Below are 16,552 nucleotides of genomic sequence, written 5' to 3'. Positions count from 1 at the left end.
AAGAACAATTTCTCTTGCTTGCGTTTCGTTCGTGTCTGCCGTATGTCTCAGCGGCGACTCATATAATATATCACGGGTGCCTAGAAGATTGCAAGTGTTTTTTCAAAAAAACTTTCAACTTTTATTAAACCCGCATTACAGCGCCTTTTTCCGGCGTTTCAAACCCTTATTTACCGCGAAAAACCCACTTCTTGCTGCCTATAAAATTGAGCACTGTCGTCACCCCTGTAACGAGCAGCTTTGCCAGCCACTCGTTAACAAGCATCTTTTCAGATACGAAATACAATAGGGGTAACGACAGGCCTAGAACCGTACAGCTCAAAATAGTAAACCTTATCGCCTGTGCTTTATCAAACTTGCGTTCTCTTCGCTGCTCCGGCCCTTTGCCGAACGTCAGCCAGGAATTCATAACGTAGCTGTTCACAATACCTGCTCCATAAGAAATCACCTGTGCACCAACGAAGTACACGCCCAGCCATACCAAGAGGCTAAACACCATAAAATCGACAGCCGTATTTACTAGCCCTATCATATTAAACATTATAAACTGCCTGATTGTTTGCCTCATTGCACCCTGGGACATGTTGCCGCTCCTTTGTCTTCCTAACTTCTTCACTCAAATGTTTGTATGGCTCAGCTTCCTGGCACTAGCCGCTATAGAGCACCCAGCTTGGGAACCAACGCAATATATGAGCCACATATGTTTTGCTGAAAGGCAAACCTGATAATACAGGATAAAACATAATGAACAGCACGACCGCTACTGCGACGTAGAGTCCTAAATATTTCCTCCACTTCGGATTTTTCTCCTCTGCCGTCTGGAACATATAGAGAATCGCCATGATCATGAATGGCACCATCGCAAAATAATGATAAATAAACGTCAGCCTTGGCACCAGCATCCACGGCAAGTATTGCGACAGATAAGCAATCCAGACGATGTACATGCGTTTATCTTTGCGCTTAAGGCTTATATAGAAGGCACCTATTACCGCGAACAGTCCCGTCCACCAAATAAGTGGATTGCCGAAAGCGGAAATCGATGATACATCATTCGCATTTTCTAAATCCTTGCCGCTATAATACCACACCGGGCGTTTCATAAACGGCCATTCCCACCACTGCGAGGAATAAGGATGCGTGGCAACCAGCTCGCTGTGATAAGAATACATATGCTCCTGCTGACTTACAAGTCCTTCAAATGTATATTTGCCATCGCCTGCGTTCAGCACCGGGATAAAGGATAGGCTGTAAATAACAGCAGGAATGGCGATATACGTCACCAAACAGCTCGCGAGCGTCAATAGCGTATTGCGCGGGAAAGCTTGAATGACGCGCTTATACGTTTCCCTCTGCTCGGCATTCCCTGTTCCCGATGCAAGCGCACGCTTGGAAGCCGCATATTGCTTGTAGCGTTCGAACAAGGATAGGCCCAGCATAACGGCAAGCCCTGCCCCGCCGTAAAGGACGATCCATTTGGACGCAGCACCTATGCCGAATACGACCCCTGCGAGCGATAGCGGAACGAGCGTCTTCCTTAGTGCTACTAAATAGAAGTTCATTCTATAGTAACGGTACATGAAGTAGAACATCAGCATAATGAAAAATACGGCGTACACATCGATCGTCGCAATGCGCGTCTGTGTGAAATGCATGAAATCGGCCGCCAGCAAAATCGCGCCAGCCGCTGCATAAACCGTGCGGTAGCGGAACAGCCGCAGCACGAATATATACATAAGAGGAATCATCGCAATGCCGAACAGCGTTCCAATAATCCGCCAGCCGAAGGGGCTGAGCCCGAACAGCTTGATACCGATGGCGATGAGTATTTTGCCCAATGGCGGATGTGTATTTTCATATACGGGCAAATCCTCAAGGAACTCATACGCAGTACGTGCATGATAAATCTCATCGAAGTATGAGCCGTTCCAATAGGTCGACTTGTAAGCTGCCGAGCTTTGCTCATCAAATAGATGCTCCACAGGGCCAAAACGCGGGTCCTCGGCCGCTGCCGCATTAGAGCCGATATAAACAATGTCTCCAATAGGCAGCGGCTGATCGCTTCCGTTCGGATAAAAGGCCATTTCCTGCAGCGAGAAACCAGTTGAAGCAACCGTAACCTTGGCATATCTCGCGCTCACATTAAGCGGCTGGACGACCCATTTTAGATCATCGCCGATTTTCAGTTCGACTTCTACACCGCCGCTCCACGCATCCGGTGAATTTCCGAACTCCAGCTTGAGCTTGCCGGCTCCCACGCCTCCGAACATATTGACCCGTTCCAACTGCTGCGTCTGGCCAAGATCAACATAAAAGCTTTGGCCATTCTGCTGCGGCTTCCAGCCTGTATTCAGGCTGTTGAACGAGCCCAAATTAAGCAGCGCCACAATCGCATAGACAACAGTAATGCCGCCCATCCACCACCAGTCCTTGCGGGTGAGCTTATTGCCGCTCTTATCAGAGGTAGAAGCCTGCAGTTCCTTGCCCTTAGGAGTGCTCTGCGGCTCCAGCTCCTTGAGTGCCTGCTGGTCCGCTTCCCGAAGTTCTTCCTGCGTCAGCGGTGGAACTGGTTTGGGATCATTTTTCACATAGAGAGAATAACCAACATAAAGCAAATAGGCGAACACACACAAATTCGTAATGGAGCACAAAATGACAATGCCGTCGGTCACCGTATGCTGACCTGCCTCGCTAAATGCAAGCACGTACCCGACATTAATGAAATGCGTGACACTGAAACCCATCATGAGATGCAGCAGCCGCCGATCCTGCGACTCGATATAGGCGAAAACATACAGCAAGATGACAGGGAACAGATAACGCTCATGCATTTTCGTCGCAAATAGAAACACGATTGTGATGAGAACGATCGCAATAAAATAAGAGATGCCCAGATTGCGCTTTGGCTTGCCCTTGAAGGAGAACCATATTGCCGCCACAACAGCTAGCACTATGGCAATATTGCCCCATGTTTTATAAGACAACAGCAGCCAGCTGCTGTCCAGTGAAGCCCAGTTGCCTCCCGTAAGCGCGTATAAGTTGAACGCATTCAACGTTGCGTACGGATAGGAGGATAACGTTGCTTTGTAAAGCTCAATAACACCCATCAGACCGCCATTATTCAAGAAAAATGGAGCTGCAAGCACTAGAAAAGCAATCACGCCATAAGCGACGCTCATCAAGGCGCGCTTCCAATCGCGTTTATGCCAATAAGCGAGCAGGACAACCGGGGCGAAAATTAAAGCCTGTGGTTTAATGAGCACAGCAAGCGCGAACCAGATACCGCCTCGTTCCAGACGCTCCCCCGCCATGCTGCTAATGGCCATAATGAGAAACAGGGTGAAGAAGGAATCCACCTGTCCCCAGCCTGCTGAATTGATCCAAATCGCCGGGTTAAAGACATAGAGCAGGGCAAGGCCTGTCGCTGCTGCCGGATTGAGCTTTGTTTTGGCAAACCGGTAAATGAGCCAGCTGGACACTAGATCGGCCACGATGGCCGGGAGCTTGAAGAGCAGCGTTGCTCCGCTTGTATCCGGATTTATGCTGAACCATGACTTGATGGCAGCAAGAACATACAAAATGTAGACGTAGCCCGGCGGGTAGTCTGCAAAGACCCCTTCTTCATAAAACTGCTGTACGCCATTCTGATAGGCGCGATCCGCCCAGTACATAAAGGTCTTAATATCGTTGACGTAGCCCGGCACCTTAATCGCAACCCATAGCCTGAAAATAAGAGCTGCTGCCATAGCGGCAATCAACCAGCCACGATAGGAAGTGCTGGATTTGCCAAGCGGCTGCGTCCGAAGCATTTTTCGATAGAGAAAAACAAACAAGAGGCCGAATAAGGCCGATATTGATAATACGGGAAAAGCGGATATCTTTTTCGGGTCCATCTTTTCAGCATCTGTCGCTCCGCCCCCACCACCTGTCAGCTGCGATGGCTCGAAGGACATGATTTGAACGTTTTCAGGCTTTGCTGGAAGCTGCTCCATTTTCAAATCGTCGAACAGCGCTGTTCCCGTGTTCAAGCTTCCGTAGCCGCCCAGGCTGATGCCCATTTGCAGCTCCTTCTGTTCTGGGCCTGTCCGGCCGTAAAATTCGAGCAGCTTCCACTCGCCCGCCGTATCAGTCAACTGTGGAAATGGATCGCCCACTCCTACAATGAACAGATTTGCCCCGATTGCATCGCTCTTTGCATCTGAAACCTTGACCCAGCCGCTCACATGGTAATAAGCGTCCGGACTTACGGTCAGCTTCTGTATCCATTTGGCATGGTTCGGCTGAAAGTTCTGAATCTTAGCTGCGCCGGTGCCTGAATAAACATCGGACTGCTCCAGCGTGAAGCGCGATACGCTCTCCCCAGCCTCCCACACATCCTGCGTCCATGACAAAGGTACACCGGACTCCGCATCCTCGAAGCCAGCATTATGTATAATATTAAATTCCTCCGCGAACACCTGCTTGCCGCCATAAGGCAAAAAACTGAATAAGAGCATTACCATGCATATGACCAACCGCAAACTTCTCATTGAACCTTTCAGCAACGTCTGTTCACCTCTGATTTCTATAGTCATTACCTCGCTAAGATAGCTTTTTTTGTCTGAAAATACATATTCACTTTAAAGGAAAATACGGCACGGGTCAATGGACGGAGGCGGCATCAGCTTGTTGCCTGACATAAAGCACGTTTCAACAGCTTTCCTAGCCCTATTATAGAAAAAAACCTGCTGAAGCCACAGGCCTCAACAGGTTAGTAGAAAAATATGATCGGCTATTCGCCCGCCAGATTGCGCATATGCGGGAACAGCAGCACGTCGCGGATGGAAGGCGCATCAGTCAACAGCATGACCAGACGGTCGATGCCGATTCCTAGTCCGCCCGTTGGCGGCAAGCCGTACTCCAGTGCACGGATGAAATCGTCATCCATCTCATGCGCCTCATCATTGCCCTGCTCCTTCTCCAGCAGCTGCGCCTCAAAACGTTCGCGCTGATCGATCGGATCGTTCAGCTCTGTAAACGCATTGGCATGCTCGCGCGCCACGATAAACAATTCAAAACGATCCGTGAAGCGCGGATCAACCGGGCTTTTCTTCGCCAGCGGCGAAATCGCAACCGGATGGCCCGTAACGAAGGTTGGCTGAATGAGCGTATGCTCACAAAACTCTTCAAAGAACGCATTCACAATATGACCGAACGTCATATGCGGCTCAACTTTGACGTTATGCTCCTTCGCAATGGCATGCGCTTCTTCATCCGTCATTTGAACGCTGAAGTCAACGCCTTTGATTTCCTTAACTAGATCAACCATTGAAATACGGCGCCATTGCGGCGTCAGGTCGACTTCTTGGCCTTGGTACATGATCTTGGTAGTGCCGAGCACATCCTGCGCGATATGCGCGATCATGTTTTCAGTCAATGCCATAATATCCTTGTAGTCAGCGTAAGCCTCATACAGCTCCAGCATCGTAAATTCTGGGTTATGGCGCGTCGACATGCCTTCGTTCCGATAAACGCGGCCAATTTCGTAAACCTTCTCCATGCCGCCGACAATGAGGCGTTTCAAATGCAGCTCAATCGCGATACGCATATAAAGCTGCATATCAAGCGCATTATGATGCGTGATGAAAGGACGTGCGGATGCTCCGCCCGGAATCGTATGCAGCGTCGGCGTTTCCACTTCCAGATAGTTCTGGCCATCCAGGTAGCGTCTCATCGATTGGATAATGCGGGAGCGAGAGATGAACGTTTGTTGAACATCAGGATTCACAATTAGATCAACATAACGCTGGCGGTAGCGCAGCTCGACATCCTTCAGTCCATGGAACTTGTCCGGCAAAGGCAGGAGCGATTTCGTAAGTACGATCACTTCCAGCGCTTTTACCGATACTTCGCCGGTATTCGTCTTGAATACCGTTCCCTTCACGCCAATGATATCGCCGATATCAAGCAGGGTGAATGCTGCGAATTGGTTTTCCTCAACCGTATCCTTGCGCGCATAAATTTGAATTTTGCCGCTTAGATCCTGAATGTGGGCAAAGCTCGCTTTACCCATGCCGCGCTTCTGCATAATCCGGCCCGCAATGCTTACCTGTTCGGCTTTCTCTTCCAGCTCTTCCTTCGTAAACGACTCATAAGCGGACACGATGTCCTTCGCATTATGCGAACGCTCGAATTTGCTGCCGAATGGATCGATGCCGAGCCCTCTCAGCTCGTCCAGTTTATCACGGCGGATTTGCAGCAGCTCGCTTAGCTCTTGTTCTTGTTCATGACCTGTCTCGGTGTTCTGATGTTCCAACTTGATTTCATCTCCTAAGGCACCGCTTTAACGTTCAAAAAGCTTCCGCTTAAGGAAGCTTTCTGAATCAGACACAGTGCAAACCTTATTTTTTAATATCGACGATTCTATATTGTATAACACCGGCAGGTACGCTGACATCAACGACCGTGCCTTCCTTTTTACCCAAAATCGCTCTGCCTACAGGGCTCTCATTGGAAATCTTATTGTTAAGCGGATCCGATTCTGCGGAACCGACAATGGCATATTCCATTTTATCGCCAAATTCCAAATCTTCTACAGTTACCGTGGAGCCGATGCTGACCACATCTGTATCGATCTCATCGCTGTTGATGATCCGAGCGTTGCGGAGCATTTTTTCCAACGTAATGATACGACCTTCGATGAAGGCCTGCTCATTCTTAGCATCTTCATACTCGGAGTTTTCGCTAATATCGCCGTAGCCAATCGCGATCTTGATCCGCTCAGCTACTTCGCGACGCTTGACCGATTTCAGCATCTCCAGTTCGTCCTCAAGCTTTCTCAAACCTTCCTGAGTCAGAATGATCTCTTTATCGCTCATCTTTCCGATTCTCCCGTCGTGTGACCAATTTTCATACCAGGTATGAATTCACTGTTAATTAATATATTACGCTCCTCTTGCCTCAGACCAGCTGAGGGAGCAGATAAGCCGCGTTGACTATAGTCATTAAGGTTATATTGCACGATTATATGCAATGTTCTCCTGAATGTCAATCAAAGCCAAACGACTGGAACGACTTTCGCATAAGGCCTCTTGAAAGCGTTGCCCTCCATATATGTACACCTGGCTGCAAGGAACACGCCGCTTGTAAAAGCGCCTGTGCTTGAACCCTTTATTTCAGTTGGCAGGACAGCCACACGGCCCTTCTTTTTTATTCGTTGCAAAACCGTACAATCCTTCCTAACTCGTCTGCAAAAAACACAAAGTTCCAAATATATAAGGTTTTTTACATAACCTTTCCATTTTCTCATAAGCCGCCATGGCTCTCCTCATCTATTACCCAAGGTGAAACGGCTCGCGCCGTTCTATGAAAAAATAACAAATGTTTTGTCGTTAGGCGTCATACGAGCATAGGCAGGAGACTCGCCTTTACAACCTTTTATTTTAAAAAAAGGCAGGCCTCTGAACGTTCTCAGATAACCTGCCCGTTTATTTCATTTGTAAATCAAGTATAGGGATTGTCGAATTTCCGAGCAGCCGTTTCCTGAACAGCCTGATCGTGCAAGGTGAAACGGCTGGCGCCTTCCTTTGGCGGCGCAACGCGTTTCATTCCGAGAAATATAGAGAAAGGATCGCGTTAGGATATCCTTTCCTATATTTCAAGCTAGAAACTTGCAGCAGCCAGACCTTGCTCCTCGAGCGACACCAGATACTGATCCAAAATGTCCACCATCCGGTCCCGGCCGGTTTCTTCCATAATAACATCCTTGACGCGGGCACCGCCCGGCAAGCCTTTCAAATACCAAGCCAGATGCTTGCGCATTTCCCGTACGGCAACCGCCTCGCCCTTCAGGTCAATGAGACGATCCAGATGAAGAATAGCAACCTGCATCTTCTCGCGCGGCATTGGATCGGGCAGCAGCTCGCCATTCGTCAAATATTGAATGGTCCGATACAGCATCCAAGGGTTTCCAAGCGCACCACGGCCGATCATGACGCCGTCGCAGCCTGTATGCTCCAGCAAGCGCCTGGCATCTTCAGGTGAAAAAACATCCCCGTTGCCGATTACCGGAATCGACACAGCCTGCTTCACATCGCGAACGATGTCCCAATTCGCTACACCTGTGTACTGCTGCTCGCGCGTACGACCGTGTACGCTGACCGCTTTGCCGCCAGCACGCTCAACGGCGCGCGCATTTTCCACCGCATAAATATGCTCGTCATCCCAGCCGATGCGCATTTTCACCGTTACCGGTTTATCGACAGCTTCTACTACGGCAGAAACCATCTCGTAAATTTTGTTCGGGTCAAGGAGCCAGCGCGCACCAGCATCGCATTTCGTTACCTTAGGTACCGGGCAGCCCATATTGATATCAATAATATCAGCATTGGTTTGCTTATCCACGACCTTCGCCGCCTCGACCAGCGATTCACGGTCACCGCCGACAATCTGCAGGCTAAGCGGCTTCTCACGCTCGTCCACGAACAGCATTTCCCTCGTCCGCTTATTGCCGTGCAAAATCGCCTTGTCGCTCACCATCTCCGCGTACACAAGACCTGTTCCAAACTCTTTCGCAATTAGACGAAAGGCTGGATTACACACGCCGGCCATCGGCGCGAGTACAACTCTGTTCTTCATCTCGATGTCGCCGATTTTCAGCATGCTTCTCCACGCTCCTTCTGGTTTGTTCAAATATAAGCATTTATAAGTTATACCCTTATAACGGGCTTATACTTCACCCGCGAAACGGTAGCTATACCGCCAGAGGACGGCGTCAGCCGTTTACGCTTGCTTACGCGTTTCCATTTGATTCCGAATCCGTCAACTCTTCATAGCTAACGCCAAGGGTGTTTGATATATGAATCAATAACTTCGCGTCCGCCTTGCGGGTGCCGCGCTCAAGGGAGCCTAACACCGCTACCGACACGCCAAGTACTTTTGCTAATTCCTGCTGTGTATAGCCCTTTAGCTTACGAAATGCCCGGACTCGCTGTGCCAATTGATGATTTTCCATAACATGATGCCTTCCTTTCCATCCTGAAGCGCTGAAGCCGCGGCCGCAGCCACCTGTTCCTTAAGCGGATGGGACTGCTCGATTACATCACCAAGCGGAACGAGCACGAAAGAACGTTCCATCATTCGCGGATGCGGAAGTGTCAGCTCCTCGCCATCCATCACGACATCAGCATACAACAGCAAATCGAGATCTATAGTGCGCGGCCCCCAGCGTATATCTCTAACACGCCCAAGCTGCTGCTCGGTATCCAGCAGAACGTGCAGTAAAGCAAGCGGGGACAGCGTAGTTCGTACGGCGATAGCCATATTCAGAAAAGGGGGCTGATCCGTATAGCCGACCGGATCGGTCTCATATACGCCCGAAACGCGAAGCACTTCGATGTCTGGGCGGCCGCTTAACTGCTGGATCGCTTGCAGCAAAAGCTGCTGCCGATCCCCTACATTTGAACCGAGAGCCACATATGCATCTGCGGGCGAATTAAACGGAGACAATGCGTCCATCAGCATCCCGCTTTCTGCGCAGCTCTACCGTCACGCCATCAAAATGAATGTCGAACGGCGGGTTCGGCTTCGTCACACGAACCGTTACTTCATTTATCATAGTATAAGCCGCCAGCAACTGGGTTGCAATGCTACCCGCTAAAGCCTCGATCAATTTAAACGGCGTTCCTTCGACGATTTTCTTCGTTAGCGCATGCAATTCGGCATAATTCACCGTTGCTTCCAAATCATCCATCGTTGCCGCTTTCTCCAAATCCATCAGCAGTTCCAGATCAACACCGAATTTTTGCCCCAGCCTGTTCTCTTCCGCAAAAACACCGTGATAACCGTAAAACTGCATGCCTTTCACAAGCATTCTATCCATAAGCTTACGCCCCTTATACTTATATCTGAAACTATGAATAACGCGGGTAGGTAATCGCATCCGACATTATAGCTGTTCTTTTATTCGCGCGCACATCATGCACCCTGACGATTTGACAGCCTTGAGCAATGCCCAGCGCCGTCGTCGCTGCCGTACCCTCTACCAGCTCTTCCCTTGGCAACTCTAGCGTCTGCCTAATGAAGCTTTTGCGTGAAGTGCCCAGCAGTACAGGATAGCCAAGAGCGTGCAGCTCGGCGAGCCGTCCTAGAAGCTCCATATTTTGCTCATGGGTTTTGGCAAAGCCAAGACCGGGATCTAGCCAGATATGCTCCTCTTTCACGCCCGCATCTCTTGCGATTTCGATGCTTTCTTTCAAATCGGCAATAACATCCTCCACAAAATCGGCTGCCAGGTAGACGGGATTCGTCCGATTATGCGTTAAAATAACTGGGCAGCCGTATTCCGCTGCGGCTGCCGCCATATCCGCATCAAATTTGAGTCCCCAAATATCATTAATAATCGTAGCCCCTGCGGCGAGCGCGTGACGTGCTGTCTTTGCCTTATACGTATCGATCGATATCGCAATGTGAGGCAGCGCAGCACGGACAGCTTGTATGACCGGAATAACGCGGCGCAGCTCCTCCTCAGCATCGACCGGCACAAAGCCCGGGCGCGTGGATTCGCCGCCGATATCGATAATATCAGCGCCTTCTGCCGCCATCTCCAATGCACGGCTGGCAGCCGCCTCCGCTTCATTAAACTTCCCGCCATCGGAGAAGGAATCGGGTGTCGCATTCAAAATGCCCATAATCAGCGTGCGCTTGCCCAGCTCCAGCTGCTTCCCTCCAGGCAGCTCATAGCTCCTGCTGTAATATTCAAGCTTGCTTTCTCTTGTTATATTCATAAGTTCCGCTCACACCTTTAGCTATTCTAGTCTTCATGCGCAGCTGATTGACGCTTCCACCTTACTTGCTTCTCATCGTATCGGAGCGGTAAGCCTTTAGCAGCTGGCGCGTGATCGGGCCGGCCACAGTCCCGGCTTTCCCGGCTTCCGCTTCCGCCTCAAGCATGGCTGCATTTCTGGCCTTTCCGGAGCCCGCGCCGCTTCCTGCACCCGCCTCTTTGCCAACCTGCACCAGAGTGCCGTCGGGACCTGATAACCGCGTCACTGGCACCAGTTCCTGAACGGAGCCCGTCAGCCAAATTTCATCTGCCCCAAGCAGCTGGTTCCAGCTGTAATAGCCTTCCTCCACCTGGAAGCCTGCCGCACGGGCCAGTTCCATAACGCGCTCTCGCGTAATGCCAGGCAAAATGCCTGTATCAACCGCGGGCGTCCGAATGACACCATCCTGGGCAAAAAAAAGATTGCTGACGATGCCCTCCGTCAGCAGGCCAGCACCGCTCAGCATCATTCCTTCTGCTCCCGGCGAGGCATTGCTCGCGGCCAGCTCGCGCTTCGCTATAATATTATTCATATAATGCAGTGATTTAAGCCGAATCTCGCCTTCTGGCGTATTGCGCTTCGTATGCAGCAGCCTAAGCTCGCGGCCATGCTCATAAAGCGCGGCCTGATAAGGCGGCAGCGGCTTCATCAAGATCAGCTCCTGCGGCTGCTCATAATCGCCCACCGGCAAGCCTAGCCCGCCATCGCCTGCTGTAACGGTCAGCCGGACATAACCATCCTTCAGCTCATTCGCATGAAGCAGCTCGGCGATCCTCGCCTCAAGCGCACTTTGATCCGCTTTGTAGCGAATGCCCAGTGACAAACAGCCCGCCTCCAGCCGCCGCAAATGCCGTTCCAGCAAATAAGCGCGGCCGCCATAGGTCCGGAACGTCTCGAACAAACCCAAACCGTACAAAAAGCCGTGATCATATATTGAGATCACAGCTTGACCGGCATCCATGACAACGCCGCCAAACGCGACCTTCATCGCGGCGCGCCTGTACGAATTTTCAAAAAGTTGCGCAGCAGCGTCAGCCCATGCTCGGAAATAATCGATTCCGGATGGAATTGCACCCCTTCAATCGGGTATTCTTTGTGGCGAAGGGCCATAATTTCGCCTTCCGCTGTTTCTGCACTGATTTCAAGACAGTCTGGCAGGGTCTCTTTTTTCACGATAAGGGAATGGTAACGGGTTGCGGTGAACGGCGAAGGGATGCCTTCAAAAATCGTTTTGCCGTCATGCACCATTTGTGATGTTTTGCCATGCATCAAACGTTCAGCGCGAATGACATCGCCGCCAAAAGCTTGTCCAATCGCCTGATGGCCAAGGCACACGCCGAAAATCGGAATTTTTCCTTTAAAATGCTCAATGAGCGACAGGCTGATGCCCGCTTCGTTCGGAGAGCAAGGTCCCGGAGAAATCAAAATATGATCAGGTGCCAATTGCTCAATGTCCGCCAGCCCCAGCTCATCATTTCTTTTCACAACAATGTCCTCGCCAAGCTCGCCTAAATATTGCACCAGGTTGTAGGTAAACGAATCATAGTTATCTATTACGAGAATCATCGCATGCGCCCCCTCTAATGTTTGCGCCCGCTTGGCGCAGCCTGCCTGAACCGTTCACTATACTCAATCGCCTTCCACAGCGCCTTCGCCTTGCTTAATGATTCCTTATATTCGCGCTCCGGCTTGGAATCAATGACGATGCCTGCTCCGGCCTGAATATGCACCATGCCATCTTTGACGACCATAGTTCGTATGATAATATTAAATTCCATATCGCCATTATAGTCAATCCATCCGAGCGAGCCGGTATAAGGACCACGCCTTACAGGCTCCAGCTCTTCAATGATTTCCATCGTGCGGATTTTGGGAGCGCCTGTTATAGTTCCGCCTGGGAAAGTAGCCGCAATCACATCGTAAGCATCCTTGCCCTCGGCAAGCCGTCCCTCCACTTGGGATACCAAATGCATCACATGCGAATATTGCTCTATGACCATCAGCTCTTCCACTTTCACCGTGCCGTAAGCCGAAATCCGGCCCAAATCGTTGCGCTCCAAATCGACCAGCATAATATGCTCGGCGCGCTCCTTCTCGCTCGTCCGCAGCTCCTCCGCCATGAGCTCGTTTTCCGCCTCTGTTCGGCCGCGTCTGCGCGTTCCGGCAATTGGGCGGGCTGCAAGCAAGTCGCCGCGGCGCTCAACGAGCAGCTCCGGGGAAGCCGAAACGAGCTGAAAGTCAGGACAGCGCAGAAAGCCCATATATGGAGAAGGATTAATGAGACGAAGCCATTCGTACAGCTCTTCTGGCTGCACACCCAGCGCCCGGCTCTGCCTCACCGATAAATTAACCTGAAATACGTCGCCTTGCCCGATGTAACGCTGAATTTGCCGAACAGCCTCCTCAAAGGCTTCCTTCGAAAAACGCGTACTGATCCCGCCCATCTCATCCAGATTGCTCTGGAGGGAATCGTCCGTGGCAAGCTGCAGACGCTCTTGACGCAGCTGGCGGCTGTCGCTTGTGCTTGAGCTAGCAGCATGATTCACGCCCCGCTGTCCATTCGCTTCGCTTCCGAACCGCTTCTCCCAATAAACGGCCATCTCATCGGCCCGCGAGCAAGCTTGCGCATAAAGACGCCGCAGCTCCTCTTCACCCGCATCGCTTGGCACAAGCGTATGCACCGCGCAATATAGCTTCTTGTCGCTATGATCGACAATCCACAGTTCATTTAAACGCAGAAATAAATAATCCGGCAAATTCAAGTCGTCCTCCGTCAGCTCCGGCAGCCGCTCAATCGAACGAATGACGTCATAGCTCCAAAATCCGACACAGCCGCCTGTCCATTTCGGCATGCCAGCTGCTTCAAGCTTCGGCGCGCGATAAGGCTCCATCCAGCTCCGCACCACTTCGAGCGGCTTGCCTTGATAGCGTACGACTGAATCAGCTGCCTGTGAAGCATCGGCGAGATCTGGGCTCAACGCCCGGGCTTCCGCCTCCAAACCTTTGCCGCGAATGACGCTTTCCGGCTGCAAGCCGAGATACGTATAGCGTCCGCCCTTGCCGCTCTCCAGCACAAAAGCATACGGCGATGCATCCCGCCATGCCTCTTCCCATGAAGCGACGCCTTCTTCTCCAAGCGGCAGCTCCCGCAGCAGTGGAAAAGTCGTATACTTCTGCTCGGCGTGCCACCCTAACCAATAGTCCAAGGCGGTGAACATCACCTTCCAACCCCCGATCGACAAGCATGTTTATTTTGCCTAGTATACAGAATACCCGCCCAAAAGGAAAGAGCGCTGCCACCATATTCATGCGGCCCATTACGCCCATCAAGCGTAAACGGCTGCAGCCGTCCTCTGGCGGCAAAGCTGCCGTGTCGAAGGTGAATGCTAAGCCGTTTATAAGGGTGAAACTTATACATTCTTATAATTGAAAAAAGCCCTCCACTCAAATGAATGGAAGGCCAGTCAAACGGTACACCGCTCCAATTAAGGCACGGCCCCGCTTGGTCATAAGTGTTAGTTCTCGAAGTTGAACAGCGGCGTACTGAGGTAACGCTCACCGTTACTTGGAACAACCGCGATAACGCGCTTGCCTTTGCCGAGTTCCTTCGCTACTTTCAAAGCAGCATAGATTGCAGCACCGGAGGAAATTCCGCACAAGATGCCTTCTTCTTTCGCAGCACGGCGTGCGTAGTCGAATGCATCATCATTTTCAACGGTAATCACTTCGTCGTAGATCTCACGGTCCAAAATCGTCGGCACGAAGTTAGCGCCAATACCTTGGATTTTGTGAGGGCCAGGCTGTCCGCCCGAAAGCAGTGGGGAAGCCGCTGGCTCAACCGCGTAAATTTTAATATCTTTGAAGTTCTTCTTCAGCACTTCGCCAGTACCCGTAATTGTGCCGCCAGTACCAATGCCCGCTACGAATGCATCCAGCTTGCCGTCCAGGGAGTTGATCGCCTCAACGATTTCTGGGCCTGTCGTCTCGCGGTGGATTTTCACATTCGCTTGGTTATTGAACTGCTGCGGGATAAAATAGGACGGGTTTTCTTTCGCCAGCTCTTCAGCTTTGCGTACAGCTCCGTTCATGCCTTCCGAACCCGGCGTCAGAACTACTTCTGCACCATAGGCACGAAGCAGGTTGCGGCGCTCAATACTCATCGTCTCAGGCATAACAAGAATAGCTTTATAACCTTTAGCCGCTGCTACCAAGGCAAGACCGATACCTGTGTTGCCGCTCGTAGGCTCAACAATTGTATCGCCTGGCTTAATGACGCCTTCCTGTTCAGCTACTTCGATCATGCTGATTGCGATACGGTCTTTTACGCTCGCACCTGGGTTTTGATATTCAAGCTTCACATAAATTTCAGCGCTGTCCTCAGGAACAAGACGATTCAAGCGAACTAGCGGTGTATCACCAATTAGATCAGTAATGCTTTGCACGATTTTTGCCATGTGTCATACTTCCTCCTTATTCCGACTAATTCAGTTGGTTTTTTAACTAATTCCATCTTATCAATGAGTTGTATTCGTTGTCAATACCTTCATTTCCTTCAAGCGAAAACGGCTGGCTAACGCCATCCCCGACGGAAAAAGTTCCGTTTTGCATTGAAATATAAGCCTGATATAAGTAGAAGCCTTATAAATGCTTATATTTTGAAAAAGACGGATTGTTCGCCCATTTTCCAAACGTCTGGCGAATACGGCTATATGATGCTCCAATATAATGGAAGCTTATAAACAAACCTAAAATTTCTTATATTTACGGAAAGGTGACAGCATCATATTTGTCCAATAGCTGCTGCTCAATTTGGCTTAGCGAAGGAGCCTGTGATAAAGCCAGCTCTTTGCGAACAAGTTCATGCAATTGCTGCCCCTGTGGCTTATCCGTTGTATGACGCTCCATCAAACGAATAATGGCATAACCTTCGGCAATGGCTATCGGGCCGGCAATCTCTCCCGTACCCAGCTTGCTTGCTGCTGAAAGAATCGCCAGCTCATGAAACGGGTCATTCGCATCAATAAGGCCTAAATCACCGCCAGCCTCTGCCGTAAAAGCATCTATTGAGTTTTCAGTCGCGGTTTGCGCGAAATCCGCTCCTTGGGACAGTTTGTCCAGCACGCGGTTCGCCTCTTCCTTATTCGCCGTCACAATCCAGGATAAGCGATATTGCAGCTTGTCGCCGTACTGTTCCTCATGATCCGCAATGTAGCGTTCAACCTCAGCGTCCGGCACGTCCACTTTTTGGATCGCTATTTTTTCAGTCAACAGCCTGTACTTCACATCCTTCAAAACTTCCTCTTTGGACATGCCAAGCTGCTGATCCATGACCCGGTAAAAATCCTCTTCGCTATCGTACCCTTCTGCCTGCTCCTCCACAGCTCTCTGCTGTTCCTGAGCGGTAACCTCAAGCTGCTGCGAGGCAGCTTCTTGGTCAATGGCGCTGTGAATCATCATCAGCTTGAGGGTGGCTTCGCCATATTGCTCGCTGAGCCTGTTCATCAGCTCGCTTACCCTAATGCTGTGATTGCCAATGATGGCAATAATTTTATCGTTTTCCGAGCTGCCGGGTACTATCTCATTGCCCGTCTCCGTACGTGTTCCCGAATCCGGCTCATGCTCTGGCAGCCCTTCAGAAAAAGGCGACAATCTCACTACAACAACTACACTGAGCACGATCATGCACAACGCCTGAATGACGACGATCGTCCTGACTACACCGATTTTGTTCATTGCCCGGTAGCCTCCAT

14 protein-coding genes are annotated in these 16,552 nt (G+C 50.7%); all 14 read right to left on the bottom strand.

Translation table 11 applies throughout. The features are described 5' to 3' along the window. Window positions 1-166 precede the first annotated feature (166 nt). The 14 genes from AC50X8_RS28870 to AC50X8_RS28805 all read right to left on the bottom strand — a co-directional run bounded on the left by AC50X8_RS28870 (window position 167) and on the right by AC50X8_RS28805 (window position 16,535). On the bottom strand, window positions 167-541 hold the full coding sequence (locus tag AC50X8_RS28870; protein ID WP_177218100.1) for a GtrA family protein: 375 nt from the start codon (window positions 539-541) through the stop codon (window positions 167-169). Window positions 542-647: 106 nt separating this feature from the next. Further along, window positions 648-4,502: a glycosyltransferase family 39 protein gene (locus tag AC50X8_RS28865; RefSeq protein WP_494882979.1), complete on the bottom strand. Its 3,855-nt coding sequence runs from the start codon at window positions 4,500-4,502 to the stop codon at window positions 648-650. 269 nt (window positions 4,503-4,771) lie between these two features. Continuing rightward, window positions 4,772-6,295: a lysine--tRNA ligase gene (gene lysS, locus AC50X8_RS28860; RefSeq protein ID WP_494865540.1), complete on the bottom strand. Its 1,524-nt coding sequence runs from the start codon at window positions 6,293-6,295 to the stop codon at window positions 4,772-4,774. 85 nt (window positions 6,296-6,380) lie between these two features. After that, complete coding sequence (greA, locus tag AC50X8_RS28855; RefSeq protein WP_056034744.1) at window positions 6,381-6,857, bottom strand: transcription elongation factor GreA; 477 nt, start codon at window positions 6,855-6,857, stop codon at window positions 6,381-6,383. 784 nt (window positions 6,858-7,641) lie between these two features. After that, the gene (gene dusB, locus AC50X8_RS28850; protein ID WP_494882975.1) at window positions 7,642-8,640 is read right to left on the bottom strand and encodes a tRNA dihydrouridine synthase DusB; all 999 of its coding nucleotides are present in this window, start codon (window positions 8,638-8,640) and stop codon (window positions 7,642-7,644) included. A gap of 130 nt (window positions 8,641-8,770) precedes the next feature. Further along, window positions 8,771-8,992, bottom strand: a complete 222-nt coding sequence (locus AC50X8_RS28845) for a helix-turn-helix domain-containing protein (RefSeq protein ID WP_056034753.1) — start codon at window positions 8,990-8,992, stop codon at window positions 8,771-8,773. Beyond that, on the bottom strand, window positions 8,944-9,495 hold the full coding sequence (gene folK, locus AC50X8_RS28840) for a 2-amino-4-hydroxy-6-hydroxymethyldihydropteridine diphosphokinase (RefSeq protein WP_056034756.1): 552 nt from the start codon (window positions 9,493-9,495) through the stop codon (window positions 8,944-8,946). Before folK ends, AC50X8_RS28845 begins: the two co-directional genes overlap by 49 nt. Beyond that, window positions 9,473-9,859 (bottom strand): dihydroneopterin aldolase, encoded by a 387-nt coding sequence (gene folB / locus AC50X8_RS28835; RefSeq protein WP_056034759.1) that lies wholly within the window; start codon window positions 9,857-9,859, stop codon window positions 9,473-9,475. The genes folK and folB overlap by 23 nt, the downstream gene beginning before the upstream one ends. 31 nt (window positions 9,860-9,890) lie before the next feature. Next, window positions 9,891-10,763, bottom strand: coding sequence for a dihydropteroate synthase (folP, locus tag AC50X8_RS28830; protein WP_056034762.1), 873 nt, complete (start codon window positions 10,761-10,763; stop codon window positions 9,891-9,893). Window positions 10,764-10,824: 61 nt separating this feature from the next. Then, window positions 10,825-11,790, bottom strand: a complete 966-nt coding sequence (locus AC50X8_RS28825) for an aminotransferase class IV (RefSeq protein WP_494882973.1) — start codon at window positions 11,788-11,790, stop codon at window positions 10,825-10,827. Continuing rightward, on the bottom strand, window positions 11,787-12,368 hold the full coding sequence (gene pabA / locus AC50X8_RS28820) for an aminodeoxychorismate/anthranilate synthase component II (RefSeq protein WP_046234446.1): 582 nt from the start codon (window positions 12,366-12,368) through the stop codon (window positions 11,787-11,789). The genes AC50X8_RS28825 and pabA overlap by 4 nt, the downstream gene beginning before the upstream one ends. 14 nt (window positions 12,369-12,382) lie before the next feature. Then, complete coding sequence (locus AC50X8_RS28815) at window positions 12,383-14,020, bottom strand: anthranilate synthase component I family protein (protein WP_494882971.1); 1,638 nt, start codon at window positions 14,018-14,020, stop codon at window positions 12,383-12,385. Between the two features lie 297 nt (window positions 14,021-14,317). After that, complete coding sequence (gene cysK / locus AC50X8_RS28810) at window positions 14,318-15,256, bottom strand: cysteine synthase A (protein WP_056034771.1); 939 nt, start codon at window positions 15,254-15,256, stop codon at window positions 14,318-14,320. A gap of 307 nt (window positions 15,257-15,563) precedes the next feature. Beyond that, complete coding sequence (locus tag AC50X8_RS28805) at window positions 15,564-16,535, bottom strand: peptidylprolyl isomerase (RefSeq protein ID WP_494865528.1); 972 nt, start codon at window positions 16,533-16,535, stop codon at window positions 15,564-15,566. Between the last annotated feature and the right edge of the window lie 17 nt (window positions 16,536-16,552).

This window comes from Paenibacillus sp. JT22N15, from assembly GCF_059383755.1.
The sequence above is the reverse complement of the archived record's forward strand: the minus strand, read 5'-3'. Positions and strand labels throughout refer to the sequence as shown.

Coding starts and splice junctions, on each gene's coding strand:
- AC50X8_RS28865 (WP_494882979.1), bottom strand. CDS start 4,502: ATGGTAATGCTCTTATTCAGTTTTTTGCCTTATGGCGGCAAGCAGGTG.
- dusB (WP_494882975.1), bottom strand. CDS start 8,640: ATGCTGAAAATCGGCGACATCGAGATGAAGAACAGAGTTGTACTCGCG.
- AC50X8_RS28815 (WP_494882971.1), bottom strand. CDS start 14,020: ATGTTCACCGCCTTGGACTATTGGTTAGGGTGGCACGCCGAGCAGAAG.
- greA (WP_056034744.1), bottom strand. CDS start 6,857: ATGAGCGATAAAGAGATCATTCTGACTCAGGAAGGTTTGAGAAAGCTT.
- cysK (WP_056034771.1), bottom strand. CDS start 15,256: ATGGCAAAAATCGTGCAAAGCATTACTGATCTAATTGGTGATACACCG.
- AC50X8_RS28825 (WP_494882973.1), bottom strand. CDS start 11,790: ATGAAGGTCGCGTTTGGCGGCGTTGTCATGGATGCCGGTCAAGCTGTG.
- folP (WP_056034762.1), bottom strand. CDS start 10,763: ATGAATATAACAAGAGAAAGCAAGCTTGAATATTACAGCAGGAGCTAT.
- folK (WP_056034756.1), bottom strand. CDS start 9,495: ATGGACGCATTGTCTCCGTTTAATTCGCCCGCAGATGCATATGTGGCT.
- AC50X8_RS28870 (WP_177218100.1), bottom strand. CDS start 541: ATGTTTAATATGATAGGGCTAGTAAATACGGCTGTCGATTTTATGGTG.
- AC50X8_RS28805 (WP_494865528.1), bottom strand. CDS start 16,535: ATGAACAAAATCGGTGTAGTCAGGACGATCGTCGTCATTCAGGCGTTG.
- pabA (WP_046234446.1), bottom strand. CDS start 12,368: ATGATTCTCGTAATAGATAACTATGATTCGTTTACCTACAACCTGGTG.
- AC50X8_RS28845 (WP_056034753.1), bottom strand. CDS start 8,992: ATGGAAAATCATCAATTGGCACAGCGAGTCCGGGCATTTCGTAAGCTA.
- folB (WP_056034759.1), bottom strand. CDS start 9,859: ATGGATAGAATGCTTGTGAAAGGCATGCAGTTTTACGGTTATCACGGT.